Annotated in this window: 14 protein-coding genes; 6 read left to right on the forward strand and 8 right to left on the reverse strand. The window is 66.6% G+C overall.

The genetic code is table 11. The features are described 5' to 3' along the window. Positions 1-9: 9 nt before the first annotated feature. On the reverse strand, positions 10-1,044 hold the full coding sequence (locus FHR21_RS02360) for a phosphotransferase family protein (protein WP_184094913.1): 1,035 nt from the start codon (positions 1,042-1,044) through the stop codon (positions 10-12). 38 nt (positions 1,045-1,082) lie between these two features. Here FHR21_RS02360 and FHR21_RS02365 point away from each other — a divergent pair, with 38 nt between their 5' ends. Continuing rightward, complete coding sequence (locus FHR21_RS02365; protein WP_184094915.1) at positions 1,083-2,030, forward strand: DUF7064 domain-containing protein; 948 nt, start codon at positions 1,083-1,085, stop codon at positions 2,028-2,030. An 11-nt stretch (positions 2,031-2,041) separates the two neighbouring features. On the opposite strand, the gene FHR21_RS02370 is transcribed toward FHR21_RS02365, so the two are convergent. Next, a complete protein-coding gene (locus tag FHR21_RS02370) occupies positions 2,042-3,025 on the reverse strand; it encodes a phytanoyl-CoA dioxygenase family protein (protein ID WP_184094917.1) in 984 nt (327 codons plus the stop codon). A gap of 139 nt (positions 3,026-3,164) precedes the next feature. Between FHR21_RS02370 and FHR21_RS02375 the strand changes: the two genes are divergently transcribed. Both FHR21_RS02375 and FHR21_RS02380 read left to right on the forward strand, forming a co-directional pair. After that, positions 3,165-4,160, forward strand: a complete 996-nt coding sequence (locus tag FHR21_RS02375) for a GlxA family transcriptional regulator (protein WP_184094920.1) — start codon at positions 3,165-3,167, stop codon at positions 4,158-4,160. A 329-nt stretch (positions 4,161-4,489) separates the two neighbouring features. Next, complete coding sequence (locus FHR21_RS02380) at positions 4,490-6,913, forward strand: TonB-dependent receptor (protein WP_184094922.1); 2,424 nt, start codon at positions 4,490-4,492, stop codon at positions 6,911-6,913. A gap of 306 nt (positions 6,914-7,219) precedes the next feature. Here FHR21_RS02380 and FHR21_RS02385 read toward each other — a convergent pair whose 3' ends face one another. The 3 genes from FHR21_RS02385 to FHR21_RS02395 are packed head-to-tail and all read right to left on the reverse strand — an operon-like array spanning position 7,220 to position 12,716. Continuing rightward, positions 7,220-8,173: a hypothetical protein gene (locus tag FHR21_RS02385; RefSeq protein ID WP_184094924.1), complete on the reverse strand. Its 954-nt coding sequence runs from the start codon at positions 8,171-8,173 to the stop codon at positions 7,220-7,222. Positions 8,174-8,217: 44 nt separating this feature from the next. Continuing rightward, entirely contained in the window at positions 8,218-11,337 is a 3,120-nt protein-coding gene (locus tag FHR21_RS02390) for a TonB-dependent receptor plug domain-containing protein (protein WP_184094926.1), read from the reverse strand. Between the two features lie 29 nt (positions 11,338-11,366). Further along, a complete protein-coding gene (locus FHR21_RS02395; RefSeq protein WP_420825268.1) occupies positions 11,367-12,716 on the reverse strand; it encodes a dicarboxylate/amino acid:cation symporter in 1,350 nt (449 codons plus the stop codon). A gap of 233 nt (positions 12,717-12,949) precedes the next feature. Between FHR21_RS02395 and FHR21_RS02400 the strand changes: the two genes are divergently transcribed. After that, entirely contained in the window at positions 12,950-14,758 is a 1,809-nt protein-coding gene (locus tag FHR21_RS02400) for a sensor histidine kinase (RefSeq protein WP_184094928.1), read from the forward strand. Beyond that, positions 14,755-16,092: a sigma-54-dependent transcriptional regulator gene (locus FHR21_RS02405; protein WP_184094930.1), complete on the forward strand. Its 1,338-nt coding sequence runs from the start codon at positions 14,755-14,757 to the stop codon at positions 16,090-16,092. Before FHR21_RS02400 ends, FHR21_RS02405 begins: the two co-directional genes overlap by 4 nt. Before the next feature lie 4 nt (positions 16,093-16,096). Here the strand turns inward: FHR21_RS02405 and FHR21_RS02410 are convergent, their stop codons facing one another. From FHR21_RS02410 to FHR21_RS02420, 3 genes are all read right to left on the reverse strand, one after another. Further along, entirely contained in the window at positions 16,097-16,237 is a 141-nt protein-coding gene (locus FHR21_RS02410) for a hypothetical protein (protein WP_184095614.1), read from the reverse strand. A gap of 70 nt (positions 16,238-16,307) precedes the next feature. Further along, positions 16,308-17,819, reverse strand: coding sequence for an MFS transporter (locus FHR21_RS02415; protein WP_184094932.1), 1,512 nt, complete (start codon positions 17,817-17,819; stop codon positions 16,308-16,310). Positions 17,820-17,961: 142 nt separating this feature from the next. Beyond that, a complete protein-coding gene (locus FHR21_RS02420; protein ID WP_184094934.1) occupies positions 17,962-18,996 on the reverse strand; it encodes a LacI family DNA-binding transcriptional regulator in 1,035 nt (344 codons plus the stop codon). A gap of 308 nt (positions 18,997-19,304) precedes the next feature. On the opposite strand from FHR21_RS02420, the gene FHR21_RS02425 reads away from it, so the two are divergent. Continuing rightward, on the forward strand, positions 19,305-22,067 hold the full coding sequence (locus tag FHR21_RS02425) for a TonB-dependent receptor (RefSeq protein ID WP_221234954.1): 2,763 nt from the start codon (positions 19,305-19,307) through the stop codon (positions 22,065-22,067). Positions 22,068-22,105 lie beyond the last annotated feature (38 nt).

Genomic DNA, 22,105 nt, shown 5'->3' on the forward strand with positions numbered 1-22,105 from the left:
ACGGCGCCGTCAACCGGCCAGCAGGTCGCGGAGCAGCCGCACCGCCGGATTCGCTTCGCCCCATGCGTCGGTCGGCAGGCGCCCGGCCGCGATCGCCAGTGCCCGGGCGCGTTCGCTGATCAGCGCGAAGCGATAGCCGGCAAAGACGAGGTGCCATTCCATCGCCTCGGCCCTGCGGCCCGCCGCGGTTTCCCACAGCGCCAGCGTCGCGGCGGCATCGGGCAAGCCGTCGAGCCGCGGCACGTCGGCCGTCGCGCTGACCATGCGGTCATAGAAAAGCCACCAGCCAAGATCGCTCTCGCCGCCGCCGAGCGACGCGGTTTCCCAGTCGAGCAGCGCCGTGCAGCGCCCCTTTGCGAACAGCATGTTGCATGGCCGTGCGTCGCCCCAGGCCGGGCCGGGCACCACGCGCGCCGGACGATGATCCTCGATCCATCGGCGCGCCCTGTCATAGAGCGGCAATTGCGGCGTGTCGGCCCAGCGCCGATAGGCATCCCAGCGAGCCAGTTCCTGCGCGACGCCGTCGGTCGCCGGCGCCATGCCCGGGGCCGCGAGAAAGGCGAAGGGCGCGGGGTCGAGCCCGTGGAGGCGGGCCATCAGCGCGACCCCGTCCGCCCACATCGCCTCACGCTCGGCCGGTGCCGCGCGCGCGAGCGCCCCTTCGCGGTGATAGTCGTTCGGCGGCGCGACGCCCTCGGCCCGTTCCATCAGGAAAAAGGGCGCGCCAAGCGGCGCGGGGTCGGCTTCGAAGGCGACCGGTGCCGGTATCGGCAGGTCCGGCCGCGCCGCGAGCGCCTCGATCACCCGATATTGGCGCCGTACCGATGGGTCCTGATACACCTGATGCCCGCGAGGCTCGATCCGCAGCACCCATTTTTCCAGCCGCCGATCCTCGCCGACGCGCGCGTCGACCAGCCAGGTTTCGCTCGATGCGCCCCCTTCGGCGGCGACAATCGCGTCGAAGGCGACGCGATCCGGCCGATCGAGCCGCTCGCGCGCCCAGCCGGTCAGCCTTTCGCGAAGCACGTCGATGTCACGCGCCATGCTCATGTCCTCGCTATATCCGTCCTGTGGAGATCCTGATGCCTGTCTTTTCCGAAGCCGACGACCGGCCGCACCGTCCGGACGACGATTCGCTGTGGCAGGAAAGCAGCCTGTTCGTCTGGCACGACCGCGAGGCGGGCGTCGGCGGCTTCTGGCGGCTGGGGCAGGAACCGGTCGTGGGCGCCGTCAACAGTTGCTTCGGGGTCTTCACCCACGACGGCCTTCGCTTTCGCTCGAACGTCACCGGCGCGCCGCTCGCTCCCGCCGACCGCGGCGAGGCGCATATGGGCTGGGGTCCGCATTTGCGTGTCCTGTTCGACGGCGGCGCGCATATCGCCGCCGATTTTCCCGACTGCGCCGCGGACCTCCACTTCGCCGACTTCCATCCGCGCTTCGACTATCATGCCATCGCCATGCCGGGACGAAAGCTGGCCGGCGCTGCGCATCATTTCGAGGTGTCGGGGCGCATGACGGGCCGGATTCGCATCGGCGCGCGCGAACTGACGATTGAGGCGCTCGGCTATCGCGACCGTTCGTGGGTGCGCCGCGACTGGTCGACCAGCCGGGGGACGCGCTGGTGGCCCTGCGTCTTCGGCCCCGATCTCACCACGCACATCATCCACCTCGTCCACGACGGCCGCATCCTGAAGGTCGGCTATGTCTGGCGCGACGGCGAAACGATCGCGATCGTCGATAGCGATGTCGTCGTCGAACTCGAATCGGACGCGCTGACCCCGCGTGCGGGACGCGGCGTGCTGCATCTCGCCAACGGTGACACGCTGGAGATCGCATGCGACCGCAGCGACGCGATCCTGATGCACGTCCGCGGATACACGGCGGTGGAAACGATCGGCACGGCGCGCATGGGCGACCGCGTCGGCCTGTCGAACCTCGAAGTCAGCAGCAACGCCGGCGGCGGCTCGGCGCTGCCGCTGTGCACGCTCGGCTCGAACGCGACCGACGGCCTCAGCCGCCGCCCGGCCTGATCCGTGCCGGGTCAGTTCTCCGACGCCCGGCGCAGCGTTTCGGCATGGTCGCCGTCGAACACGACGACGATACGCTTTCCCGGCGCCGCGCTCGGAACATAGTCGGCGCGCTTCTGGCGCACTCCCGGATGCTCGATCCGGATGAAGGTGTCGTCGTCGACCCTGAAGCGCCGTTCGGCGCCGTCGGTGGTGCGGACGCGGATGCTGTCGGTGTCCGCCGCGACGATGTCGGCGAGCAGGACGCGCGGGTCGGCGGCCGACTGGACCCGCGTGTCGATCGTCACGCGGCAGCGGTTCGATGTGTTGGGCATGCTCGCGTGCGGCGTGCAGGGGTTCAGGATCAGCACGTCGCCCGGATGATAGTCGGTGGTCGCCCAACTGTCGTCGGGGATCACCCCTTCGGGGATCGAACTCGGCGTCTTGGCGAGATTGTGGAAAAATCCCCGGTTGCACTGGCGCACCGCGAGCATCAGTCCGCCGACCTCGCGCTCGCAATCGGTGAGCGGAGTCCACACCGGCTTGTAGTTGCGGATGCCAGGGCTGAAGAAGCCGTCCTGATGCACGCCGGTGATCGAGCCGCCGGGCGGATAGGCGCGATACTGGACGATCGGTATGATGCACGCCGGTTCGCCGAGGATTTTCTCCATCAGCTTCATGTTCGCCGGATTCTCGATCAATCGCCGCGCGATGCCGGAAAATTCGGGGCTTTCTTCCATGCCGCCGGGCGAAGGCGTGCCGGTCCACACCGGTTCGGTCGCGCCGGGTTCGATCAGTCCGTGGCGTTCCATCACCGCGAACATCGCCTTGCGCGCCTCCTCGACCGACCCGGCGTCGAGCACGTCGCGCAGCAGGATATAGCCCTCGTCGTCGTGAAAGCGCATCAGCGCCGCGTGATCGTCCAGCAGATGATTGCAGGATTCGAGTTCCCGGACCGGTTTGACGCTCAGCACGTCGAGGTCCCTCGCATCGGGCATGAAGATCGATTCCACGGCCATGTCCTTGTCCTTTCCCGTCCTTCCGCCGGTTCTGATCGCGTGTCGCGGCCCGGTCGTCGCGGCCATCCTGCGCCCCGCCGCTCCTCGACAACAAGGGGCTTTTTTGACATAATAGAGAGGTAAAATTCCGGGGCCCGCCATGACCTTCCTTGCCGCCGTCGTTACCTCGCCCAGCTATGTCGCGCCGCTCGGAGCGATGATCGACGCCCACGCGCGGCTTGGTGAGGTGTTCGCGACCAATCCCGCGCTCGGCGATTATGCGCGAATGCAGACCGCGCTACGGCTGTTCGCTGCCGCGGGCGACCGGATCGAACTGGTCGGTGGCCGGCGGATCGAGCCCGACGCCCAGCTCGCCGACGCCGAATCCCCGCGTCTCGTTTTCCTGCCCTCGTTCCAGCTTACCGACCCCGATGCGTTCGGTGCGCGCGTGCCCGCCTTCGCGGCGTTTCACGCCTGGCTGCGTGCACGGAGCGGCGAAGGGGTGGAGATCGGGGCTTGCGGAGCGAGCGTCCTGCACCTTGCCGCCGCCGGGTTGCTGGACGGGCGACCCTGCGCCGCCGGTCCGCGGCTGGTCGGTCCGCTGCGGCGCCTGTTTCCGCGGGTGCAGGTCGATACCGACAATGTCATCCGCCGGGCCGGCCATCTCTGGACATGCAGCCGCGATGCGGAAAGCGCGGCGTTGATCGCGCGGATGTTCGCCGAGGCCTTTTCGCTGACCCTCGGACGCAGCCTTGCCGCACGCGAGCCGCCGGGACCGCAGGCGGGGCCGCTCGCGGCCGCAACCGATCCCTTCGTCGCGCGGGCGCAGCTCTGGATTCGCGATCGCTTCACGCAGCGCTTCCGCATCGCCGATCTCGCGCGCGATCTCGGTGTCAGCCATCAATCGCTGATCCGCCGCTTTCGCGCCGCGGGATCGAGCGGACCGCGCGAGTTCGTGCAGCGCACGCGCGTCGATGCCGCCATGTCGATGCTGGCCGAAACCCGCCGCTCGGTGACCGAGATCGCCCAGCTTGTCGGCTATGCCGACGTCCCGTCGTTTCGCCGCGTCTTCGTCGCGACGACGGGGGTGTCGCCGAACGCCTGGCGGTCGCGGCACCGCGCGAACCGGAGCGATCGGGATGCTTCAGGATGCTGAAGCGGCGTGATCGCGTCTGGCGAGACCCCGGATCGATTTTTTGCACCGTGCTGCAACGCAACAATACGGGGCGACGGGCGTCATGATCGTGGGCGCACTGCTTTTTGGACATGCACCGGTGGTTATGGCGGTTATGGCGGGCAATCCTGCGATAGTCGCCTGAAGCGGCGTCCTCTGTCCTTCGTGTCAGGCTGGAAAGGCCGGTCGACGCTGGCAGGAATTCGTTTAATTATATTGACGATTAATATGTTTCTTCATAGCCTCGCTTCCCGAGATGAAGGGTTCCGCATGAAGCGGACCACGCCCCACGCTGGAGGGAGGAAGTCTAGATGAAGAGATTTGTTCGTACGTCGTTGGCGCTCGGCACGATGCTGATGACCGGCTACGCGGTCCCCGTATTTGCACAGGCTGCGCCGCCACCAGCCGATGAAGCGGAGCATACCGATCGCGGCGGCATTCAGGAAATCGTCGTCGTCGCGCGAAAAACCGAGGAAAGCCTGCAGACGGTTCCGGTCGCGGTCAGCGCCTATTCGGGCGCCATGCTTGAGAAACAGTCGATCGTTAACATCACCCAACTCCAGACCACCACTCCGAATCTCAACTTCTCGAGCGCTGTCGCGCAGCCGGGGTCGGCTACCGTCTTCATCCGCGGGCAGGGCTCCTCGGATGGCCTGATCGCGATCGACCAGGCGGTCGGCATCTATCTCGATGGTGTTTATTCGGCGCGCTCGACGGGTGGCGCGTTCGACATGGTCGACGTCCAGCGCGTCGAGGTGCTGCGCGGCCCGCAGGGCACATTGTTCGGGCGCAACACCACCGGCGGCGCGGTCAACATCATCGCCAACCAGCCCTCGACCGATGGGTTCGATGCGATGGCGCGCTTCGACTATGGCAATTACGACACCTTCCTTGCGCGCGGTATGATCAACGTCCCGATGGGCGACGCGCTCGCCGCGCGCGTTGCCTATCAGCATCGCGAACATGGCTCCTATGGTCGCAATCTGTCGCTTGATCGCGGGCTGGGCGATGCCAATTCGGATTTCGTCCGCGTGAGTTTCAAGCTGGAGCCGCCGGGCTCGCGCTTCAAGGCATTTCTGTCGGCCGATTTCACCAAATTCAGCAATCTCGGTGAGCTCGTTGGCCTCAAGTCGGTCACGCTCGGCGGGCCGACTTCGCCGCAGCAATTGCTCGTCGGCCTGTGCAATGGCACGGCGCCGGTGCCGGCGCTTAACGCCCTGCAGCCCTTCTGTCCCGCGGTTGCCCGCGGTCCGCTACAGGACTATGTTTATGGCCAGAATGGCAACGATAATATCTATGCCGTTTATCAGAATACGCCGGCCTATGGTAAATCGCGCACCCATGGCGCGTCGGGTGTTCTCGAATATGAATTCTCGGATGCCGCGGTCCTGAAGAGCACGACCGCGTGGCGCGGCGTCTATATGAACTCGCTCAGCGACAACGACGGAACGCCCTATCTGTTCACCGGCGGGCTCGCGCCCTTTGCAGGCAACGTCATCGACCAGGATCAGTTTAGCCAGGAAATCCAGCTCTCGGGTACGCTCGATCGGTTGCAGTATATTCTTGGCGGCTTCTACTTCGTGGAAAACGGCACCGACCGGTCGCGTTCGGCAAGCCTGTTCCCGCTCAGCCCCGGGATCGGTGTGGTCGATGGAACGGTCCGCAATCAAAGCCTCGCCGGCTTTAGCCAACTGATCTATGAAATCGTCGACGGCGTCCGCATCACCGGCGGCCTGCGCTATACCGAGGACAAGCGCAGGCTCGTCTCGCGCAATCGCGACATCAACTACTTCACGAACGTCGTGACCTCGTCGATCCCGGACTTCCTCGATGGCGACGTCAGCGATCCGTTCCGCGCAACGTTCAACCGGACCTATAACTATTGGTCCTATCTGGTCAGCGCCGACTGGCAAGCGACGCCTGACGTCTTCTTTTACGCCAAGACGAGCCGGTCACAGCGCTCGGGCGGCTTCAACACCCGCGCGGTCGCTGGCGGAAATCCACCCGTGAGCTTCGCGCCGGAAGAGGTCACCGACTATGAAGTTGGCGCCAAGGTCGACTTGTTCGATCGTCATGTCCGCATCAACCTGGCGGCGTTCAATTCAGACGTGAAGAATGTGCAGCGCAACTTGATCGGGGTCGCGGGCACGCGGCTCATCTCAGGAGTTGCCAACGCAGCGAGTGCGCGTATCCGCGGCCTCGAGGCGGAGCTTACCGTGATTCCTGTCGACGGGCTGACGCTGGGCGCGAACTTCGGTCTCACCGACCCGAAGTATAAGCGCTTCATCAACATCCTCGACAATACCGACTGGAGCGACGCGGCTTTTCCTTACACGCCCAAATATACGTTCGGCGTGACTGGGGACTATGAGAGGGACATTGTAAACGCCGGGACGTTGCGGTTGCGCGCCGACTACGGCTGGCGCTCAAAGCAATATGCTGCGCCTATGCAACTCCCCGCGGCCGCGCGCGTCGGGCTCACGCCCGAACAGATCGCCGCCGGGAATCAGGCGCTTCAGGATACGTCGAAGATCTCGAGCTATGGCATCCTCAACGCGCGCATCGCCTTCGAACTGGCAGAGCCCGATCTCGAATTCGCGGTCTACGCTACCAACATCACCAAGGAAAAATATTTCACGCGATTGTTATCGCTGGAAAACACGCCTTTCGGACTCACCTCCTACACGCCGGGCGATCCCCGGACCTATGGCGTGTCCGTGACCTGGCGTTATTGAACCGACCTCCTCCTAGCTTCGATATCGGGCATTTGATCGAAGCCAACTCTGGGCCGGAGGCAGCATTTGCCTCCGGCCCATTTTCCATAGATTCAAGGTCGGAGATGCAGCAACGACCAGGCCGATTTTCGGTGCCTGTGTCCGCACGGTCCACTTCGTTCTACCTGGTCCCGCCCGCATGCGACAGGTCCTGCCCGCATCGAGGCGCCGACCGAACAGCGCCATCGCGCGGGCCGAATTTGCGGCACCTGTAAACCATATGCGGGACGCGCGACCCGTCGTGTCGCGCGCGGCCCCTGTCTTCGATCAGCGCTCCGACGGGACGGCGGCGCAATCGGCGCCGGGGACCGGCCTGTCGCTGCCGAACAGGATGGCGATCGCCGCCGGGGCCATGCCGGCATTGTCGTGGCCGACGTGCGGGACGAGGCCGCAGCCCCAGGCGAAGGGCAGTTTGTCGGCCGCCGCCAGCGCGCGGGCGCGGGCATAGAAGGCTTGGCCGCGCGCGAGGCGATAGGGACCCTGCGCCATCGCCTGGGGCTGGCGGGGCAGGCTGTGATGGTTGGGGTCGGTGTCGTCGGTGCCGAGCAGCACCGTCACCGGCAGCGCGAAGACCTTGGCCGGCTGCCACAGGCCCTGCGGCAGGCCGGCGAGGCCGAAGGGCCAGGCGACCGCCGGATCGGTCATCGCATAGGAGCCGGCGTTGGCGGTCACCGCGCGCGCCATGTGCGGCCCGCCGCCCGCGAGGATGAAGCGGTGGACGAACTGCGCGCCGCCCGAATGGCCGTAGAGCGAATAGGTGGCGGCGGTCAGCCCTTCGCGCGCCTTGACCGCGGCGAAGATCGGCTCGACCACCGCGAACGACCATTTGTCGGCCGGGCGCGGAGTGCCGTCCTTTTCGGTGAACCAGCCATGGCTGTAGCTGCGTGCGCCGGGGAAGGCCTTTTTCGAAAATTCGGGGACGATCAGCACGATCCTGTATCGGCGCGCGAGATCGAGCCACTGGTCGACATAATTGTCGGCGTCGCGCAGCGCCCCGTGAAAGACGAACAGGACCGGCGCGTCGGCCGGGGTGTCGGGCGAGCGATAGGTCCACACTGGCATGGCGGGGCCGGCCCAGTCGCGGAAGGTGAAGCGCTGAACCCCCTCGGCGAACAGCTTTTTCTCCATCTTCGTTTCGCCATGCGGGGCGGCGCCGGCGACCGCCTGGCCGGGCGCGCACCCTGTCAGCGTCAACAGCACCGCGCCCGCCATGGCCTTCACGGGCCCAGTGGCTGCCCGCAAAGCTCGCTTGTTCGCCCGGCGCATCAGAATTTCACTGTCGCGCCGATATAGAAACGGCGTCCGGCGATGTCGTAAACGCCGTTCTGATTAGTCAGCCGCCCGGCATCGGTGCCGGTCGGCAGGAAGGGGCTGATCGAATTGAACAGATTGTTCACCCCGCCATAAAGGCGGAATTCCCGGCCCCCGCTGTCGACGTCGAACGACAGGAACAGGTCATGCTCCCACACGTCGCCGATGTTCAGATAATAGGGCATTTCGGCATCGGGGTTGGTCGCGAGCAGCGCACGATATTTGTCGCGCAGCACATTGCTGTCGTTGATCTTGCCATAATAGGTGGTCGTCCAGCGGATGCGGAAATTATCGAGCCGCCAGCTCAGCGAGCCCTGGGCGCGATATTTGAAGCTGCCGTCGCGCAGGTCGCCGCGCAGGTCGTTGGTGACCGTGCCGTCGATGCCTTCGAAACTGACCTTCTGCTTCAATATATGGGTGCCATCGTAGCGCAGGTCGAAGCGGCCGGGAATGCCGAGCGCGTCGTCGAGGCGGAAGCGATAATTGAGCGCGACGTCGATCCCCGAGGTGTCGAAGCGCGCGAGATTGGCCTGGCGCTGGACCAGCTCGACGATCTGGCCGTTGATCGGGTTGCGGGTGATGTCGGCGCAGAAGGGATTGCCCGCCTGCGGCACGTCGGTGTCATAGCATTGAAGCTGGATGTCGCGGTTGGTGTAGGCGTCGATCGCGTCGCGGATCTTGATGCTGTAATAATCGACCGCGAGGCTGAGCCCGCGCGCGAAGCGCGGCGCGAAGACGGCGCCGAGGGTCAGCGTGTCGGCGGTTTCCTCCTTGAGGTCGAGGTTGCCGCCGTTGGGGCTGAAGATGTTAGAGCCGGCCTGCTCATATTCCTGATCGAGACCTTCGGACGCCTGCCGCGCGAACAGCGCCTGAATGCCGGGGTCGAGGCGGCAATTGGCGGCGATGCGGCCCTCGGTGGTCGGGGTCACGCCGTCGCATTCGTCGTCGGCGACCTCGAAATTGCCGCGCGGCGGCGAATAGAGTTCGGCGATATCGGGCGCGCGCTGGGCGCGGGCATATTGGGCGCGGAAGCGCAGGTCGGGGATCGGCGCATATTGGATGCCGCCGCGCCAGCTGAACACGGTGCCGACGCGGTCGATGTCGTAATGGGCGACGCGCGCCGAGGCGTCGATGCTGAGTTGATAGGCGCCCGGCACGTCCCGGAGCAGCGGCACGCTGACCTCGCCATAGCCTTCGTAAGCGGAGATCGAGCCGCCGAAATTGGGGATCGCGTTGCCGGTGGTGCCGCCCATCTGCGACAGAAGGTCGCCGCTGAGCGTCTGGCTGTCCTTGCGGAAATCGACGCCGAAGGCGGCGCCGACCGGGCCGGCGGGCAATTGGAACAGGTCGCCGGTGACGAAGGCCTGGCCGGTATATTGGCGGATCGTCAGATCCTGATGCAGGTCGGCGCGGATCCACGCCGCCGCCTCCGGCGTGATCGATCCTTCGCCGAACAGGTCGATCGGCACGCAGCCCGCCGCGCGCGCATCGGCATCGACGCAGCGCGGGGCGCCGTCAGGACCGGTCTCGGCATCGAGCGCCTGGATCAGATGCGCGCCCCATATCTCGTTGCGGCGCCACTGGCCCTGCTTGTACTGGCCATAGCCGAAGCTCGCCTCCCAGTTCCAGCTATCGGAGATCTTGCCGCGCAGGCCTAGCCAGCTTCGGATCGTCTCGCGCTTGTTCTCGGTGATCTGGCCGCCGACCTCGTCGAAGCGGCGATCCCAGGCGATGCCGACGCCGGTCGAGGGAACCTCGTGATCGGCGATCTCGGGCGGGACGAAGGGGTTGCACGGGCCATTCTGCAAGCAGGGAATCTTGCCATATTCCTGCTCGGTCGTGATGCCGGTAACGGGATCGGTGATGGGAAAGGTCGAATCCCAGCCGATGCCAATCGATTCGCGCGTTTCGCCCGATGTGATGCGCGAATATTGGACCTGCGCGAAACCTTCGAGCGTGTCCGAAAATTCATAGTCGAGCTTGGCGGCGCCGAGATAGCGCTTGCGCGCGAGGATCAGCGAGCGACCGGTGCGCTGGTTGTAGCCGTCGCGGTTGGGAAGGAAATAGCCCGTATTGCCATTGTCGGTGTCGCCGATCTCGATCGGCTCGCCGGTCTGCAGGTCGGGACCCAGCGGCACGAGCACGCCGTTGCGGTAGAAGCGGTCGCGCGACGAGCTTTTGCCCGAAAAGACGCCGCCGGGGATGAAGCTGCTGAGATCGCTGTAGATATTGGGCGGGAAGCTGTCGGTCGGCTGGCGCCCGCTGGTCAGCCCGCCGCTGTTGTTGACATAATAGGTGTCGAACAGATTCTGCCCCGTTTCGAAATCATACTCATAGCCGATCGGGCGGATCGCCCATTCGCGGTCGGTCGCGCGGATGCCCCAGTCGCGGTCGTAGGTACCGCTGACGAGCAGATAGCCGCGCCCGTCGGCGAAGCGCGCGCCGTACGTCGCGCCGAGCGTCAGTTCCTGTCCGTCACCCTCTGCGGTGACGCCGGTGCGCGCGCGCAGGGTTAGGCCGCGCTCGTCCTTCTTGGTGATGATGTTGACGACGCCGGCTATCGCGTCCGAGCCGTAGACGGACGACGTGCCGCCGGTGATGATCTCGACCCGGTCGATGAAATCGCTCGGGATCGTCGACAGGCTGACGCGGTTGCCGATCGCCGAATTGGACACGGTGCGCCGTCCGTCGATCAGCACCAGGGTGCGATTGTCGCCGAGATTGCGGAGCTGGATCGACGACAGGCCCGAATTCTGGGTGTTGCCGGTGACGGTGGAATCGTTGAGCGTCGAGGAAAGCTGCGGCAGGTCGGCGAGCGTCTCGCTGAGTTCGCTGTTCCCCGATTCGAGCAGGTCGTCGCTGGTAATGCTGACCGTCGGCGCGGCGGTGTCATATGTTTCGCGGGCGATGCGGCTGCCGGTGACGATGATCGCGCCGTCCGCGGCCGGATCGGCGGCGGTCGAGTCGGCGGGCGCTTCTTCTTGCGCGAGAGCGGGTTGCGCGAGTGCGGCGGCGAGGATCAGGGTCAGGCTGCTGCTGCGGCGGGCCCAGCGGGCTTTGGTCAGTCGGTTCATGTCACTCCCCATGGTTTTTCTCTGGTCGATCAGTCGGCCGGCGTGTCGGCGGCGAGCTGGCTGGTGGTTGGAAGGCTGTCGGCGAGATCGGGCTCGCGCATGCCGAGCGCGCGGTGCAGCGCGTTCTCGTCGAGCGCCTTTTCCCATTTGGCGACGACGATGGCGGCGAGGGCGTTGCCGGTGAAATTGGTCAGCGCGCGGCACTCGCTCATGAAGCGGTCGATGCCGAGGATCAGCGCGAGCCCCGCGACCGGCACCGACGGCACGACCGACAGCGTCGCGGCGAGGGTGATGAAGCCCGCGCCGGTGACCCCGGCCGCGCCCTTCGAGCTGACCATCGCGACGAGCAGCAAGGCGATCTGTTCGCCAAGGCTCAGATGGGCATTGGTCGCCTGCGCGACGAACAGCGCCGCGAGCGTCATGTAGATGTTGGTGCCGTCGAGATTGAAGCTGTAGCCGGTCGGCACGACGAGCCCGACGACCGGCTTGGCGCAGCCCGCCTTTTCCAGCTTCTCCATCAGGCTCGGCAGCGCCGCTTCCGACGAGGAGGTGCCGAGGACGAGCAGCAGTTCGGCCTTGAGATAGGCGATCAGCCGCAGGATCGAAAAGCCGGCGATGCGCGCCATCGCGCCGAGCACGACGAGCACGAAGAAGAGCGAGGTCAGATAGAAGGTCGCGATGAGCTTGCCGAGGTTGGCGAGCGATTCGACGCCATATTCGCCGATGGTGAAGGCCATCGCGCCAAAGGCGCCGACCGGCGCGAAGCGCATCAGCATCGCGACGATGTGGAAGAAGACCACCGATATCTTTTCGAGCATTCCGAGCACCGCCGCGCCGGCGGCGCCGGTGTGCGACAGCGCGATGCCGAACAGGATCGCGACGAACAACGCCTGAAGGATCGAACCCGACGTCAGCGCCGAGACGAAGGTGGTCGGGATGATCTCGATCAGGAAGGCGGTCAGCGTCGCCTCGTGCGCTTTCTCCTGATATTGGGCGACCGCGCCGGCATCGAGCGTCGCTGGGTCGATGTTCATTCCGGCGCCGGGCTGGAAGACATTGGCGATGATCAGCCCGACGATCAGCGCGAGGGTCGAGAAGAAGAGGAAATAGGCGAAGGTCTTGAGCGTCAGCCGCCCGAGCGCCTTGCTCTCGCCGACCGAGGCGATGCCGGTCGAGACGGTGAGGAAGATCACCGGCGCGATGATCATCTTGACCAGCTTGATGAAGCCGTCGCCGACGGGCTTCAACTGCACTGCGCTGTCGGGCCAATAATGGCCGAGCAGGACGCCGGCGGCGATCGCGGCGAGCACCTGGACATACAGGTGCATCCACCACGGGCGCGGGGTGCGCGGCGCCGGCTGCTGCGTCGGATCGATGATGGCGGCCACCCGCGCCTCTCCCTTCCTGCCTGGCGCCCTCGGCGCGTTCGCCGCCTGGTCCGGCGGTCTTGGGCGCGAAGATTACGGAGGGGCGGAATCACGGTCAAATAGAGGGCGGCTTTCCCTTCCTCCTTGATTTCATGATGTTTTTATAAACGACGAGAATTCTGGCGTCGCAATTTGTGCGATTTTCCGCATAGCTATGCAACGATTTGTGCGGTATTCCGCACAGCATGGCGTTCGATGATTCGGCGGAGGCGGCGCGCCCCTGGCTCGACCGGCGGCGGCTGCTCCTCGCGGGGCTGGCCGGCGCGCTGGTGCTGGTCGTCGCCGCTTTCGGCCTTGGCCGCTGGGCGATCGGGCACGCGCGCGCCGGGGCCGACGCCGAGGCGCGCCAGAACGCCCGCGCGCACGCGACCCTGCTCGAAAGCGAGTTGCAGAAATTTCGCCTGCTACCGCGCGTGCTCACCGAATTCCCCGACGTGCGCGCCGCGCTCGCCGACCGCAGCGCGGCGGCATCGCGGCGGCTCGACGTCGAGCTGGAGCAGCTTGCCGAGCGCACCGACGCGGCGGTCATCTATGTCCTCGACCGCGACGGCACGACGATCGCGGCGAGCAACTGGCGCGAGCCGACGAGCTTCGTCGGCCAGAACTACCGCTTTCGCCCCTATTATCGCGGCGCGATGGAGCGCGGCGCGGCCGAACTGTTCGCGCTCGGCACGGTGAGCGGGCGCCCCGGCCTCTATCTCGCGCGAAAGGTGGCGCCCGCGGGCCGCGCGCTCGGGGTGATCGTGGTCAAGATCGAGTTCGACCGGCTCGAGGCGAAATGGGCCGATTCGCGCGGCACCAGCTTCGTCACCGACGGCAGCGGCATCATCATCATGGCGAGCGACCCCGCGTGGCGGTTCCGTGCCTTCGCGCCGCTGTCGGCCGCCGCCCGCGACGCGCTGCGCGCCTCGCGTCGCTATGGCGAGCGGCCGCTCGCCCCGCTGCCGCTCGCGCGCGACGGCGGCGACCTGACCGTGCGCGGCGGCGGGGGCGAGACGCGCTATCGCGAAGCGGCGGTGCGCGTGTCGCTGCCCGGCACGCTGCTGCATCAGGTCCAGCCGCTCGCGCCGCATCGCGCCGCCGCCGCCGCGACCGCGCGCGTTGTCTTCCTGATCCTGCTGATCCTCGTCGGCGCGGCGATCGCGGCGCTGCTCCGCCTTGTCGAGCGACAGGCGATGCGGCAGGCGGCGCATCAGGCGCTCGAGCGCGAGGTCGCGGCGCGGACGCAGGACCTGCGCACCGCCAACGCGGAGCTGAAGGCCGCGTCGGAGTTGCAGGCCGAGACCGACCGCCGCTATCGCGCCTCGCGTGAGGAACTGGCGCAGGCGAGCCGGCTCGGGTCGATCGGGCAGATCACGGCGGGCGTCGCGCACGAGATCAACCAGCCGCTCGCCGCGATCCGCAGCTTTGCCGAAAACGGCCTCGCCTATCTGAAGCGCGGCGACGGGGCGAAGGCCGAGGCCAATCTGGGCACGATCATCGACCTGACCGCGCGCGTCGGCGCGATCACCGGCGAGCTGCGCAACTTCGCGCGCCGCGCGCCGACCCCGATCGGCCCGGTCGCGGTCGAGGATGCGATCGACGGCACGATGCTGCTGATCGGCGACCGGCTGCGCAGCCAGGGCATCGCGGTCGAGGTCGCGGTCGACGCGTCAGGCGCTACCGTCCACGCCGGGCGGGTGCGGCTCGAACAGGTGCTGATCAACCTGCTGCAGAATGCCGCCGAGGCCATGCACGGCCGCGCCGATGCGCGCATCGCGCTGCGTGTCCACGGCGATGCGCCGCTATGTATCGACGTTTGCGACAATGGCCCCGGCGTACCCGAGGCGCTGAAGCCGCAGCTCTTCACCCCCTTCGCCACCGGGCGCGCCGACGGACTCGGCCTGGGCCTTGCGATCGCGAGCCAGATCATGGCCGATTTCGGCGGCCGCCTGCTCCTCATCCCCTCGCCGCTCGGCGGCGCGGGCTTCCGCCTCGAACTGCAGCGCGCATGAGCTTCTTCACGGGACAGCAGACGATCTTCTTCGTCGACGACGACGCGCCGCTGCGCGAGGCGAACCTCCAGACGCTCGACCTCGCCGGGCTGGCGGTCGAGGCCTTCGCCGACGCCGCCAGCGTGCTGCCGCGGATCAGCCGCGACTTCGCCGGCATCGTCGTCACCGACATCCGCATGCCCGGCATGGACGGGCTGGAGTTGCGCGCAGCGATCCATGCCATTGATCCCGAGATTCCGGTGATCCTGATCACCGGCCACGCCGACGTCGCGATGGCGGTGCGGGCGCTGACCGGCGGGGCCTTCGACTTCCTGACCAAGCCCTTTGCCGCCGACCATCTGGTCAGCAGCTCGCGGCGCGCGCTCGCGCACCGGGCGCTGATCCTCGACAATCGCCGTCTCGTTGCCGCGGCCCAGGAGATCGACAGCCCGCTGATCGGCGAAAGCCCGGCGATGGTGCGGCTGCGCGAGACGATCGCCCAGCTTGCGCAGGCCGATATCGACGTGCTGATCGAGGGCGAGACCGGGACCGGCAAGGAACTGGTCGCGCATATGCTTCACCGCCAGAGCCGGCGCAGCGGCGGCGCGCTGGTCGCGGTCAATTGCGCGGCGTTGCCGCACGAGGTGGCGGAAGGCGAGTTGTTCGGCAGCGACCTGGTCGACCGCGCGAGCGGCCGGCTCGGCCGGCCGGGACGCATCCGCAGCGCACATCGCGGCACGCTGTTCCTCGACGAGATCGACACGATGCACGCGGCGGTGCAGGCGAAGCTGCTGCGCGTGATCGAGGAGCGCGAGGTGCAGCCGATCGGCGCCGCGGCGCCCGAGCCGGTGGACCTGCGCGTCGTCGCGGCGACCAAGACCGACCTTCGCGACGCGGTCGCGCGCGGCGATTTCCGTGAGGACCTCTATTACCGGCTTCATGTCGTGAAGCTGCGTATCCCGCCGCTGCGCGAACGGCGCGCCGACATTCCGCAGACCTTCGCCTATTTCCTCGACGAGGCGGCGGCCAAGATGGGGCACGCGGGTTTCGCGATCGACGACGGGGTGAGGCGGCATCTGGTCGAGCACGACTGGCCGGGCAATGTCCGCGAACTGAGGAATTTCGCCTACAGCGTCGTGCTCGACCTGCCCGCCGACCCCGGTCTCGCGGCGATGCCCGGCGACATGGGTCTCGCCGAGCGGCTCCAGCGGTTCGAGGCGACGATCATCCGCGACACGCTGCGCCAGACGCGCGGCAGCATCGCCGAGGCGATGGCACGGCTGGAGGTGCCGCGCAAGACGCTCTACGACAAGATGCAGCGGCTCGGGATCGACCCCAAGGCCTATCGCGGATAGCGGGTCAGGCCGAGGTCGGGGCGCCGCCCTCGGTGCGGCGCATCCGGCGTGCCATGCGCTCGTGGCGAACGGCGGCCTCGCGCAGGCGGCGGGCGAGGAAGGGATCGTCGGTCAGCTCGGCCTTGCGCCGAGCGACGCGAGCCATTTGATCGTGATAGATTGCGTCGCGAATCTGGTCCATCGCACGCAATCTATATGGTTAAGGTAAGCGAAAGCTAAAAGGATGCGCGGGCCCCGGCCGGCACCAGCGGCACCACGCGCAGCATCGCGGCGGCGGCGAGGAGCAGGGTCGCGGCAGCGAAGGCCATCGTCCAGATCGGCTCGCCGGGAAAAAAAGCCTGCATGATCGACCCCATCACCGTCGCGACGAGCAGTTGCGGCACGACGATGAAGATGTTGAAAAGCCCCATGTAGATGCCGAGCTTTGCCTGCGGCAGGCTGGAGGCGAGGATCGCATAGGGCATGGCGAGCACCGAGGCCCAGAAGATGCCGATGAAGACCTCGCTGACGATCAGGCACGTCGGATCGCGCAGCACGAAGAAGCTGGCATAGCCGACCGCGCCGCAGACCAGCCCGACGATATGGGTGCGCGCCGCGCCGATCCGCCGCGCGAGCCACGGCAGCAGGGTCAGCGCCGCGAGCGCCGCGACGCCGTTGTAGATGGCGAACAGCTCGCCGACCCAGTTGCTCGCGGCCTGATAGGCGGCGCTCGCGGCGTCGGCGGCGCCGTAATGATAGCGGGCGACGATCGGGGTCGTGTTGATCCACATGATGAACAGCGCCGACCAACTGAAGAATTGCACGAGCGCGAGCCGCTTCATCAGCGGCGGCATGCCCGCGAAATCGCCGACGATGCTGGACAGCATGTTGGTTTCCTTGCCGCGCCGCGCGAGCGCGATGGCGAGCATCGAGGCGAGGCCGTAGCCTACGAGCAACGCGCCGAGCAGCAGCACCTCGCGCAGCAGGCTAGCCCGCATCTGGACGAAGACGACGAAGGCGCCCGCCGCGATCCAGCCGAGCCCGGTGCCATAGCCGTGTGCCGCGAGCGCGCGCAGCGGCGGCGCGGGGGGCGTTGCGGCCGCGGCCTCGAACGCCGCCATTTGCGCCGGATCATATTCCTCGGTCGCGATGACCGTCCATAGCACCGACAGGAACAGCGCGATGCCGCCGAACCAGAAGGCATAGCGCACCGTGTCGGGAATCTGCCCCGGCGGCGCGACATTGGCGACGCCGAGCGCTTCCATGACAGCGGGGAAAAGCGAGCCGACGACCGCGCCGGCACCGATGAAGGCGGTCTGCACCGCATAGCCGGCGCTGTGCTGGTCCCTGTGCAGCATGTCGCCGACGAAGGCGCGGAAGGGTTCCATCGAGATGTTGAGCGACGCGTCGAGCAGCCACAGCATCACCGCCGCGAACCAGATCGCCGGGCTTTCGGGCATGACGAACAGCGCGATCGCGGCGAGGATCGCGCCGGCGAGGAAGTAAGGGCGGCGGCGGCCGAGACGGCCAAGCCAGGTGCGATCGCTCATATGGCCGATGATCGGCTGGACGAGTAGCCCGGTCAGCGGCGCTGCGACCCACAGGCCCGGCAGTCGCTCGATATCCTCGCCGAGCGACTGGAAGATGCGGCTCATATTGGCGTTCTGGAGCGCGAAGCCGACCTGGAGGCCGAAGAAGCCGAAGCTGATGTTCCACAGGCCGGCGAAACCCTGTCGCGGCTTCTCCATCGCGGCTCTCCCCCTTGTGGCCGCCGGGGCGGCTCGCGTTTCTCGCGGACTGTGCCGCGCGGTGGAGGAGGGGGCAAGCGCGGCGGGATGGGTATACGAATGCGTTCAGGAATTAGGCCCCTCATCTGAAGATGAGGGGGGCTCAGACCGCCGTGCTCTGCCTTTTTATCAGCCGCGCGGGCAGCATCGTGCGTTCGGGATCCTTGCCGTCGATGCGGCGGAGCAGCGCGTCGACGAGCAGTTCGCCGGCGCCCTTCATGTCCTGCATCACCGTGGTCAGCGTCGGCGAGGTCTGGCTGGCGGCGGGGATGTCGTCGAAGCCGATCAGCGCGACGTCCTGCGGACAGCGCAGCTTCGCCTCGGCCAGCGCGCGCATCGCGCCGATCGCGATCAGGTCGCTGCCCGCGAAGATCGCGTCGAACGCCGTCCCGCGCGCGAGCAGCGCCTTCGCGGCGGCATAGCCCGATTCCTCCGACGAGACGGCGTTCTGGCGGAGGGCCGGGTCCGCCGCCAGCCCCGCCGCCGCCATCGCGCGGCAAAGGCCGGTGTAGCGGTCCTGGAATTCTGGGGCATGGGCCGAGGCGTCGCCCAGAAAGGCGATGCGCCGCCGCCCGATCGCGATCAGATGCGCGCCCGCCGCCTCGCCCGCACCGATATTGTCGGACCCGACCGTCAATCCGATACTGTCCTCGGACACCGACCCCCAGCGCACGAATTTCGTGTCCATCTCCACCAGATGCTCGAGCTTGGCGCGATAGAGCTGATAGTCGCCATAGCCGAGCAGGATGATGCCGTCCGAGCGGTGGCTGTCCTGATAGGCGACGTGCCAGTCGTTGTGCATCTGCTGGAAACTGATGAGCAGGTCGTAGCCGCGCAGCGCGCATTGTCGCGTGATCGACCCCAGCATCGACAGGAAGAAGGGGTTTATCATCGATTCGTCCGGGGTCGGGTCCTCGAAGAAGAGCAGGGCGATGGTGTGGGTGCGCTGCGAGCGCAGGCTGGAGGCGTTCTTGTCGACCGTATAGTTGAGCTCGCGCGCGATGCGCTCGATATTGGCGCGGGTCGCGGCGCTGACCGACTTGCTGCCGCGCAACGCGCGCGACACCGTGGGCTGCGACACGCCCGCCAGATAGGCGATGTCGAACGATGTCGGCTTGGACGACGGCGGCCGCCCCATGTTCCTCTCCCATTGCCGCGCCGCCTTCCCCGGGGCGGCGCGCACCCCGAATCTAGCGGGTGCCGGGCGCCGTGCAAGGATTTGCATCCGGCGCCTGCGCGGCGTGCGGCGGGCTGTGACATTTTGGCACCAAGCGCCGCGGCTGCATAATATGCGTATACGTATACCCTATGGTCGCGCTGCCCGATTGGCTTCAATTGCGGGGCGAAGACGGGAACACCCGCGTGTCGGAGAGGAGCCTGGCGGACGCATGCCGTTCCCGGCCCGATGCGCGGCAACAACCGCCCGTCCGAGCCAGGGGAACCAGAATGACCATGCCGACCAGCCTTCGCCCGAATGTCCGACGCGGCGTCAGCGCCATCGCGCTGGGCCTTGCCATGACCGCCATCCTGCCGGGCGCCGCTATGGCGCAGGACGCCGATCCCGCCGGCGCCGACGATGCGGCGGTCGATGGCGCCATCGTCGTCACCGGCATCCGCGGTGCGATCAACAATTCGGTCCAGGCCAAGAAAGCCAACACCTCGATCGTCGAGGTGGTCTCGGCCGAGGATATCGGCAAGCTGCCGGACCTGTCGATCGCCGAATCGCTGTCGCGCCTTCCGGGTCTGGCGACGCAGCGCCTCGACGGCCGTGCCAATGTCGTGTCGATCCGCGGTCTCGCCCCCGATTTCACCACGACCCTGCTCAACGGCCGCGAGCAGGTTTCGGCCAGCAACAACCGCGGCGTCGAGCTCGACCAATATCCGTCCGAACTGCTCAATGGCGCGGTCGTCTACAAGACGCCCGACGCGTCGCTGATCGGTCAGGCGCTCGGCGGCACGATCGACATGCGGACGGTGCGCCCGCTCGCCTATGGCAAGCGCGCCATCGCCGTCGGCGCCCGCTTCGAAATGAACGACCTCGGCAAGCTCAACCCCGATATTTCGGACAAGGGCTATCGCGCCAACATCTCCTATATCGACCAGAATGCCGACGGCACGCTCGGCTGGGCGATCGGCTATGCGCGCATGCAGTCGCCGACCGCCGAGGAGCGGTTCAACGCCTGGGGCTATCCCGAGCTGACCGACGGCACGAACACCGCCTTCCTGATCGGCGGTGCCAAGCCCTATGTGAAATCCAACGAGTTGAAGCGCGACGGCGTGATGGCCGTCGTCGAATGGGAGCCCAGCGACACGTTCCACACGACGATCGACGGCTATTGGTCGAAGTTCAAGGACGTCCAGCGCCTGCGCGGCATCGAATTGCCCCTGGCGTGGGGCAATTCGACGCTGCTGCCCGGCTTCACCATCGAAAATGGGCTGGTGACGAAGGGGACCTGGTCGGGGACCGAAGCGGTGATGCGCAACGATATCGTCCATCGCGACTCGACGATCATCGCCGGCGGCTGGAACACGAAGTTCAAACCCAATGAAAGGCTGACGCTCGAACTCGATCTCGGCTATTCGCGGCTCAAGAAGACCGAGGAAAATCTGGAGATCTACCTCGGCACCGGGCGCGGCGCCGGCGTCGGCGCGCGCGAGACCGCGCTGGGTTTCGAGATGCGCCCGAATGGCGGCATCATCCTCAATCCCTCGCTCGACTATGCCGATCCCAATCTGTTCCTGATCACCGATCCGCAGGGCTGGAATAGCTGCGGCGGCGCGGTGCCCAACTGCCAGGACGGCTTCGTCAACACGCCGAAGATCAAGGACGAGCTGAAATCGCTGCGCCTGCAGGCGACCCAGGAGTTCGACGGACCGATCAGCAGCCTGCGCGTCGGTGCCAATTATTCGGATCGCAAGAAGAGCCTCGACGACCGCGGCTTCGTGCTGACCAGCAATGATTATCCGGCCAACACGGCGGTGCCTGCCGACTATCTGTTCGACCCGATCTCGCTGGATTTCATCGGCATTCCCGGCATGGTCGCGTTCGATAGCTGGCGCTATTACAACGACGGCAACTATACGCTCACCGACGAGGCCGGCTGGACGCCGGGGCGCATCTTCAACGACTATACGATTCGGGAAAAGGTTCTGACGGGCTTCGTGCAGGCGAATTTCGACGCCGATGCGGGGGACACCCCGATCCGCGGCAATGTCGGCATCCAGATCGTGCATTCGGACCAGACCGGGTCGAGCTTCTATGCGCAGGTCGTAGGCGGCGTAACCCAGTCGACGCCGGTCACCGACGGCGCGACCTACACCGACATCCTGCCGAGCCTGAACCTGTCGATCGAGTTCGCCGACAACAGCTTCCTGCGTTTCGGTGCGGCGCGCATGCTGGCGCGCGCGCGGATGGATCAGTTGAAGCCGGGCGGCGGCGTCAATTTCGATTCGTCGAGGCGCAACAACACCGACATCGACGCGTCGCCCTGGTCGCTCGAGCTGGGCAATGCGAAACTGCGGCCGCTGATGGCCGACACGCTCGATGTCTCGATCGAGAAATATTTCGGTCAGGGCGCCTATGTATCGCTGGGCGGTTTCTACAAATATCTCGAAAACTATATCTATCGCCAAGACGACGCGTTCGACTTCACCGGCTTCGAGGTTCCGGACGGCGGAACGGTTGCGACCTATGAAGGCATCGCCAAACAATGGCGGAATGGCAACGGCGGCCGCGTCTATGGAGCGGAAGGGGCGCTCTCGCTGCCGTTCGCGACCTTCTCCGGCGCGCTTGACGGGTTCGGGGTGCTGGCGAGCGGCTCCTATACCAAGAGCAGCGTCCGCGAGGGCGGCGCCGCCCCGATCTCCATGCCCGGCCTGTCGCGCTGGGTCGTGAACGGAACCGCCTATTTCGAAAAGGCGGGATTCCAGGCGCGCGTGTCGGGCCGCTATCGCTCCAAGTTCCTCGCTGAGGTCTCGGGGCTCAGCCTCGTGCGCGACAAGGTGATGGCGAAGAGCGAGTTCGTGGTCGACGCGCAGATCGGCTATACCTTCCAGAGCGGCACGCTCGAAGGGCTGGGCATATTGCTCCAGGCGTCGAACCTGACCAACGAGCCGTTCGTGACCTATTACAACAACGACCCGCGCCAGATCCGCGACTATCAGAATTATGGCCGCAACTTCATGGCGGGCATCACCTACAAGTTCTGACAGAACAGGCGGGCCGGGCGACACGTCCGGCCCGCCGG

Source organism: Sphingopyxis panaciterrulae (genome assembly GCF_014199295.1).
Taxonomy (GTDB): Bacteria; Pseudomonadota; Alphaproteobacteria; order Sphingomonadales; family Sphingomonadaceae; genus Sphingopyxis; species Sphingopyxis panaciterrulae.

What these genes read in the sequence shown, in the direction of transcription:
- FHR21_RS02360 (WP_184094913.1), bottom strand. Translation starts at nt 1,044, where the DNA reads ATGGCGCGTGACATCGACGTGCTTCGCGAAAGGCTGACCGGCTGGGCG.
- FHR21_RS02365 (WP_184094915.1), top strand. Translation starts at nt 1,083, where the DNA reads ATGCCTGTCTTTTCCGAAGCCGACGACCGGCCGCACCGTCCGGACGAC.
- FHR21_RS02370 (WP_184094917.1), bottom strand. Translation starts at nt 3,025, where the DNA reads ATGGCCGTGGAATCGATCTTCATGCCCGATGCGAGGGACCTCGACGTG.
- FHR21_RS02375 (WP_184094920.1), top strand. Translation starts at nt 3,165, where the DNA reads ATGACCTTCCTTGCCGCCGTCGTTACCTCGCCCAGCTATGTCGCGCCG.
- FHR21_RS02380 (WP_184094922.1), top strand. Translation starts at nt 4,490, where the DNA reads ATGAAGAGATTTGTTCGTACGTCGTTGGCGCTCGGCACGATGCTGATG.
- FHR21_RS02390 (WP_184094926.1), bottom strand. Translation starts at nt 11,337, where the DNA reads ATGAACCGACTGACCAAAGCCCGCTGGGCCCGCCGCAGCAGCAGCCTG.
- FHR21_RS02400 (WP_184094928.1), top strand. Translation starts at nt 12,950, where the DNA reads ATGGCGTTCGATGATTCGGCGGAGGCGGCGCGCCCCTGGCTCGACCGG.
- FHR21_RS02405 (WP_184094930.1), top strand. Translation starts at nt 14,755, where the DNA reads ATGAGCTTCTTCACGGGACAGCAGACGATCTTCTTCGTCGACGACGAC.
- FHR21_RS02410 (WP_184095614.1), bottom strand. Translation starts at nt 16,237, where the DNA reads ATGGCTCGCGTCGCTCGGCGCAAGGCCGAGCTGACCGACGATCCCTTC.
- FHR21_RS02415 (WP_184094932.1), bottom strand. Translation starts at nt 17,819, where the DNA reads ATGGAGAAGCCGCGACAGGGTTTCGCCGGCCTGTGGAACATCAGCTTC.
- FHR21_RS02420 (WP_184094934.1), bottom strand. Translation starts at nt 18,996, where the DNA reads ATGGGGCGGCCGCCGTCGTCCAAGCCGACATCGTTCGACATCGCCTAT.
- FHR21_RS02425 (WP_221234954.1), top strand. Translation starts at nt 19,305, where the DNA reads ATGACCATGCCGACCAGCCTTCGCCCGAATGTCCGACGCGGCGTCAGC.